Source organism: Cupriavidus sp. R6-3, from assembly GCF_059772245.1.
In genome coordinates, this window is record NZ_JCBAJO010000238.1 from 1 (window position 1) to 7,075 (window position 7,075).

Annotated in this window: 5 protein-coding genes and 1 pseudogene; 1 reads left to right on the plus strand and 5 read right to left on the minus strand. The window is 67.8% G+C overall.

Going from position 1 to position 7,075, the window contains the following annotated elements; all coding sequences use genetic code 11:
* The 5 genes and pseudogenes from AC6EI8_RS22595 to AC6EI8_RS22615 form a co-directional block, all read right to left on the minus strand.
* Positions 1-241, minus strand: a pseudogene (locus AC6EI8_RS22595) (fumarylacetoacetase); the annotation flags it as partial.
* Between the two features lie 151 nt (positions 242-392).
* Positions 393-1,721 (minus strand): homogentisate 1,2-dioxygenase, encoded by a 1,329-nt coding sequence (hmgA, locus tag AC6EI8_RS22600; protein WP_149316221.1) that lies wholly within the window; start codon positions 1,719-1,721, stop codon positions 393-395.
* 72 nt (positions 1,722-1,793) lie between these two features.
* A complete protein-coding gene (locus tag AC6EI8_RS22605; protein WP_498382927.1) occupies positions 1,794-3,854 on the minus strand; it encodes an FAD-dependent monooxygenase in 2,061 nt (686 codons plus the stop codon).
* A 255-nt stretch (positions 3,855-4,109) separates the two neighbouring features.
* Positions 4,110-5,069, minus strand: a complete 960-nt coding sequence (locus tag AC6EI8_RS22610; RefSeq protein ID WP_149316223.1) for an MBL fold metallo-hydrolase — start codon at positions 5,067-5,069, stop codon at positions 4,110-4,112.
* A gap of 467 nt (positions 5,070-5,536) precedes the next feature.
* Positions 5,537-5,938, minus strand: coding sequence for a helix-turn-helix domain-containing protein (locus tag AC6EI8_RS22615; protein WP_226106064.1), 402 nt, complete (start codon positions 5,936-5,938; stop codon positions 5,537-5,539).
* A 248-nt stretch (positions 5,939-6,186) separates the two neighbouring features.
* Between AC6EI8_RS22615 and AC6EI8_RS22620 the strand changes: the two genes are divergently transcribed.
* Positions 6,187-6,786, plus strand: coding sequence for a TetR/AcrR family transcriptional regulator (locus tag AC6EI8_RS22620; RefSeq protein WP_150082528.1), 600 nt, complete (start codon positions 6,187-6,189; stop codon positions 6,784-6,786).
* The last annotated feature ends 289 nt before the right edge of the window (positions 6,787-7,075 follow it).

Consider the following 7,075-nt stretch of genomic DNA (forward strand, 5'->3'; position numbering starts at 1 on the left):
GGCCCAGTGCGATGAAGCGGTTCAGCACCGGCGCGGCGAAGGTGCCGCGGGTCGCGGCCGGCAGCAGGCCGGCTTCGTCCAGCACCGACAGGTCGACGATGCGGTCGCCGATCGCGACGCCGACGCGCGGGGCCTGCGAGCCGTGCGAGAACACGCCGTAGGGCAGGTTCTGCAGCGGGAAATGGGTGGCGGCGTCGTTGGCCGATTCGATCCAGCTGCGGGAGGATTGGGCTTGGGTCATGGATGCAATGCGTTGGATAGGTTCTGTGTTCGGAGGTCGCTGCGTTCGCTGTGTTCGCTGCGTGCGATACGTGCGATGCGTGCAATACCTGCAATACCTGCAATACCTGCGATACGTGCGATAGGTGGTGCGATGCCGGGCCGCGCGATCGTCAGCGCTGATTCGGGTTGAAATGCTTTTTCAGCCCTTGCCAGCAGTGCTGGTAGTCGGATTGCAGCGCGGCCGATTCGGCGGCGTAGCGCGTGGGCCGGATCACCGTCGGCGTTTCGAACATGAAGGCCATCGTGTCGGAGATGCGGTGCGGCCTGGTGGTGTCCGCCTCGGTGGCGCGCGCGAAGGTCTCCGCATCGGGGCCGTGGCCGCTCATGCAGTTGTGCAGGCTCGCGCCGCCCGGGGCAAACCCTTCGGCCTTGGCGTCGTAGACGCCTTCGATCAGGCCCATGAACTCGCTGGCGATATTCCGGTGGAACCAGGGCGGGCGGAACGAGTGCTCCATCGCCAGCCAACGCGGGCCGAAGATCACGAAGTCGATGTTGTCGACGCCCTCGGTATCGGACGGGCTGTGCAGCACCAGGAAGATCGACGGGTCCGGATGGTCGAAGCTGATCGAGCCGATCGTGTTGAAGCGGCGCAGATCGTATTTGTACGGTGCGTAGTTGCCATGCCAGGCCACCACGTCCAGCGGCGAATGATCGATCTTCGCGCGCCACAGATTGCCCTGGAACTTGGCCACCAGCTCGAAATCGCCCTCGACGTCCTCGTACCAGGCCACCGGGGTCTGGAAGTCGCGCGGATTGGCCAGGCCGTTCGAGCCGATCACGCCAAGGTCGGGCAGCTTCAGCAGCGCGCCGTAGTTTTCGCAGATATAGCCGCGCGCCTCGCCGTCGAGCAGCTCGACGCGGAAGCGCACGCCGCGCGGCACCACCACGATCTCCTGCGGCTCGACCTCGAGCACGCCCAGTTCGGTGGCCAGGCGCAGCCGGCCCTGCTGCGGCACGATCAGCATCTCGCCGTCAGCGTTGTAGAAGAACCGGCCCTGCATCGAGCGGTTGGCCAGGTACAGGTGGATGCCGCAGCCGACCATCGCCTCCGGGCCGCCGTTGCCGCCCATCGTGACGATGCCGTCGATGAAGTCGGTAGGCGCGTCCGGCATCGGCAGCGGGCTCCAGCGCATCTGGTTCGGCGACGGCGCGACGTCGTCGAAGCGGCTGACAATGCGCGATTGCTCGATCCTGACGAAGGACTCGTGCATCGCCGCCGGGCGGATGCGGTACAGCCACGAGCGGCGGTTGTGCGCGCGCGGCGCGGTGAAGGCGGTGCCCGACAGCTGCTCGGCGTACAGGCCGTACGGCGCGCGCTGCGGCGAATTCTGTCCGACCGGCAGCGCGCCCGGCAGGGCCTCGGTGGCGAACTCGTTGGCGAAGCCGGACTGGTAGCGCAGCGCGCCGGCGTCGGTGTCTTGGCGTAGTGCTTGGGTCATGGTGGTCCTGACAGAGGTTCTGAAAAAGTTCTCGGAAAGGTTCTCGGAGAAGGATGGGCTGGGGTGATCGGCTTACGCCGGCACCGGAATCGGCACGGCGGCGTCCGCTTGCGGGCCGGGGACCGCGGGCGGCACGGCGGCGCGCGCGAGCGCCATCGCCTGGCGCAGCACCGCGGTGTCGCCGATATGGTTGGCCAGCAGCAGGATCAGCTGCGCGTTGGCGGCCTGGCTTTGCGCATCGCTCAGATCGCGATGCATCTCCAGCAGCGACTCGTAGACGTCGTCCGGCTGCGCGAGATTGGGTTCGGTGACGAGTTGCGCGGCCGGCGGCTCGGGCTCGGCCGGCGCCGCACGCCATTGCACGTCGAGCATGCCGAGCGCGCGGCGCAGCGCGGTCAGCAGCGCGTCGTGCTCTGCCTGGCGCCAGCGTGCGCAGACGTGCTGGTCGGGGCGCAGCAGATAGCAGGTGCCGGGCTGGCCGTCGTAGCGGCGCGCGGCCAGTCCGTCGATGTCTTCGAGGATTACCGCGCCGCGCGGCAAAGTCGGCGTTGGCATCGGCATTGACGTTGGCGTCGGCGTTGACGTTGGCGTCGGCGTTGACGTCGGCGTGGCCATGAGCGTTGGCGAGGACGTTGGAGAGGACGTTGGCGTGGGCTGCGTCGATGGCGTCGGCGGCATCACGCAGACCACCTTGACCGGCACCGGCGCGGCGCTCAGTTGTTCCAGCGCCGCGCACGCCGCCGGCAACAGGCCCCGAGCGTCGGCGAACACCAGCGCGGTGAAGTCCCTGCCGAGATGCGGCAGCAGCCAGCCCTCGCCCCGCGCCTCGTTTCCCTGCCTTGCCGTGCCCTGCCCTTCCTCGCCCATGACGCGCACCGGCGCATCGGCGCAGACCGCACCGGGCACCATCGCGCCGCCGAACGCCGCCGTATCGGGCGTGTTCAGCGGCGACGGCGTCAGAACGGTCGGCGTCGACAGCCGGCCGCTGTTGACCAGCTGGCGCGCGAACGGATGCTGGCGAGCGAGCCGCAGCACCGCATCGCGAAACACGCGGCTGGTGGCGCTCTTGGGCGTGATGAAATCGGTCGAGCGCGTCGAATGCAGGATGTTCTCGTCGGCAGCGTATTCGCGCTCGCTGGCATAGGTGTCGAGCAGCGCGTCCGGCGCCAGCCCGGCCAGCACCAGCCGCAGCTTCCACGCCAGGTTTTCCGCGTCCTGCACGCCGCTGTTGGCGCCACGCGCGCCGAACGGCGAGACGCGATGCGCCGCGTCGCCGGCGAACAGCACGCGGCCGTGGCGGAAGCGCTCCATGCGCTGGCACGAGAAGGTGTAGACGCTGACCCATTCGAGCTCGAACTGCGCGTCCGGCCCGAGCAGCGCGCGCAGGCGCGGCAGCACGCGTTCGGGCTGGCGTTCCTGTTCGGGATCGGCATCCCAGCCCAGCTGGAAATCGATGCGCCAGATATTGTCGGGCTGCCGGTGCAGCAGCACCGACTGATTGCGGTTGAACGGCGGATCGAACCAGAACCAGCGTTCGGCCGGGAAGCCGGCGGCCATGCGCACGTCGGCGATCAGGAAACGGTCGCGGAAGGTCCGGCCCTGGCTTTGCAGCCCCATCAGCTGGCGCACGGGACTGCGCGCGCCGTCGGCCACCACCACGTAGCGCGCCGCCATCGTGTAGTCGCCCTCGGGCGTCGATACCGTCAGCACGACCCGATCGGCCTCCTGCCGCAGGCCGCTGACGCGATGGCGCCAGCGCAGTTCGAGACCGGGCAGTTCGCTCGCGCGTTCGACGAGGTAGCCCTCGACGTAGTACTGCTGAAGATTGATGAAGGCGGGACGATGGTGGCCGCTCTCGGGCAGCAGATCGAAGCTGTAGACCTGCTCCTGGTCGAAGAACACGCGGCCGACGTGCCAGCGCACGCCCTTGTCGACCAGCCGCTCGCCGCAGCCGAGGCGATCGAAAATCTCCAGCGTGCGCTTGGCGAAGCAGATCGCGCGCGAACCGCTGGCCAGCGTGCAATCGTCATCGAGCAGCACTACCGGCACCTGCTGCTGGGCCAGGTCGATGGCGGTGGCGAGGCCGACGGGACCGGCGCCGATCACGACCACGGGCCGCAGCGGCGCTTGCACATCCGCTTGCACCCCGGGTTGCACGCCGGGTTGCATATCCCCTTGCAAGCCCCCTTGCACGCCAGCCTGCACGCCCGCCTGCTGTTCCGCGCAGCGACGGTAAGCAAAGGTGCGGGCCGCGTGGTGGGCCGGATCCGTGCCTCGGTCCTTTGCCGGATCGTTCTCGCTTGCCTGAGCTGGGGTTTCCATGTCGTCTCCATCCCGCCGCCGCGCCCGCTGTCCCGCGAACTGCGGCGGCCAGCATGCCGCCGGGGTTCAGTCCTGCAGCGCGGCCCACATTTCCTTGTCGCGCTCCGCGGTCCAGATGCGCGGATGCTTGATGCCGCTGGCCTCGTCATAGGCGCGCGCCACGTCGAACGGCAGGCAGTGCTCGTAGATGAAGACGTGGCCGAACTTCGGGTCCATCGCCGCGCGCGTATGCGCCATCGCGCCCTTCAGGTCGAGCTTCTGCGCCACCGCCTCGCGGCCGCGCTGCAGCAGCGTGCTGACGAAATCGCGCGTGTAGGCGAGGCCCTTGTCGACCTGCTCCGGCGTGGTCAGCGCGGGACCGCGTCCCGGCACCAGCGCCTGCGGCTGCAGCGCGCGCAGCGCGTCCAGCGTGGCCGGCCACTCCTCGAGCTGCGCGTCGCCGCAATAGCAGGCCGCGTCGTACTCGACCAGGTCGCCGGAGAACAGGATCTTCTGCGACGGAATCCACACCACGGTATCGCCCTTCGTGTGGCCGGGGCCGAGATGCAGGATCTTGACCTCCAGATTGCCGAGGAACAGCGTCAGCTCGCGCTCGAACACCAGGTTCGGCCACGTCAGGCCCGGCACGGTCTCGACGCCGGCGAACAGCCGCGGAAACCGCTCGATCTCGGACTTCATGTCCGCCTCGCCGCGCTCGACGATCATCTCGTAGGTGCCGCGGCTGGCGATCACGTTCTGCGCGCCTTCGCTGAAATAGGCCGACGCGCCCAGCACGCGCACCGCGTGGTAGTGCGACAGCACCACGTGCTTGATCGGCTTGTCGGTCACGGTCCGGATGCGCGCGATCAGGTCCTGCGCCATCGCGGGCGTGGCGGTGGTGTCCACGATCAGCACGCTGTCGTCGCCGATCACCACGCCCGAATTCGGATCGCCCTCGGCGGTATAGGCGTAGGCGTTGTCGGACAGCCTGGTGAAGGTGACCTGCTTCGCTTCGAGGTCGGCTTGCGACGCAAAGGCTTTGGACATGGGCCTTGTCTCCGTTCTGCTTGGTGCTGTCTGGGCTGTGGTTCGGCGCCTGCCGGCGCGCATTTCCCAGCATAGGCCGCATGGCGCGGCATCACGCGCGGCCAGCCGATGAATTACGTATTGTGAAACGAATTTACCGAATCGTAATCAGCGATACGAAAGGTGTCAATCCGGATTCGGCCAAAAAGCCGGCAGCGGTGTAGAGGAAGGCGACGGGAACAGACGTGAAGGGCCCGCGGCGGCACGGCGATGTGCACACGGCGGCTTTTGCCGGAGAACCGGAAGCGCGGGAGAAACGGCGGAGAAGGGGAACGCGGAAGTGCTACCGGACGAAGGCGCCTGGACGAAGGCCCCCGGACGAAGGCACCTGGACGAACGCGCCCGGTCACGCCGGATGCGGTGGGAGGCCGCGCGGCGCTAAAACCAGCGGCCGGACGAACGCCGGCCGCAAGGGGAAGATGACAGGATCAGACCGGCTTGTGGCCTTCGCCCTGCGGGGTGCCCATGCCACCCGCGCCGGACGTGCCGCCGCCCGGGGAGGCGGACGAAGCCGAGGACGCCGATGCGCCGCCCGCCGGACCGGCCATCGAGGCCGCGGTCACGCCGCCGTTGCGGCTGGCGATGAAGGCGTTGACGTCCTGCGCCAGATGCTGGGGGGCAAGCACCACCTCCAGACCGAGCGCCTCGCAGGCGGCCAGGAAGGTAGACATACGCGGATCGGCCTGGCCCGACTCCGCGCGCAGATACGCCTCCCGGGAGATCCCGGCCTTGCGGGCGACGTCCTCCTGCTTGAGCTTGCGCGCTCGGCGCAATGCCCGCAGTTGCCGGAACGGTTCGCTAGCGCCTCGTGGCACGGCTGTACTGTTCATATCGGTCTCCAGTCACCAAAAAAGAAAGTGCGCGGACGTGCATTCGAGTATAGAGCACACGTCGCGTTCCGTATGTAATCAGGGAAACACTTTTACAGAATTCACGGTTTGTGCCGGTTGGCTTTCCTCCAGCCCTGCCGTCGCGATATCGGGCCCTTTGAAGTGCCCGTGCTTCCACAATAGCGAATAGGGCTCGTTAGCGCCAAGTTCGGTTTGACAGACCGACCGGTCGTGCTATTCTTCCGAGCATGCAAAAAGGCCATCTGACGCGCAGCGCGATCATCGCTCAGGCATTCGATACCGCGACCCGGATCGGATTCGAGCAGCTGTCGCTCGCGGAACTGGCCGCCAGCACGGACATGTCCAAGAGCGGCCTGTACGCGCACTTCAAGTCGAAGGAGGCCTTGCAGCAGGCAGTGCTGGAACTGGCGATCGAGCGCTTCACGGCGATGGTGGTGCAGCCCGCGCTGCGCCAGCCGCGCGGCATACCGCGCCTGCGCGCGCTGTTCGAAGGGCAGCTCGAATGGATCGGCAGCACCGACTCCGGCGGCCGCTGCCTGTTCATGGCGCTGGGCCAGGAGTATCGCGACCGGCCGGGCGTGATCCGCGACATGCTGGTCCGCGCGCTGAAGGACTGGAACGGCATTGTGGTCCGCGTCGCGTCGGACGCCATCCAGGACGGCAGCCTGGGCGCGGACGAGGAACCGCGCCAGATTGCCTTCGAGATGGCCGGCATCGTGATGGCCTTCCAGCAATCGCTGAAGATGCTCGGACGCGCGGATGCGCAGGCGATGGCGCGCCGCGCCTTCCATTCGCTGGTCACGAGAGGCAAACGCGCGGCGGCATAGGCCGCATAGGACTGCACAGGGCCGCACAGGACGCCCGCAAGCCGGATAGGCCGCACGCGCCGAACGTTTGCGCTGGTCCCCCGAGGCAACGTTTTTCCTCGGCAATGTTTTCGCCGATAAATAGCACGACCGGTCGGTCTTATCGAGGCCCGAGAGAAGCACGAGGGGGCCGCGCAGCGAGGTCGACGGGTTGGGGATGGAACCGCAAACGGAGTGAATATCGTGACACAGGCCCTGTCTCCCCTTCGCCCCGGCCAGGCCGCACCGGGCCAGATCGCCGCGCGGCTGG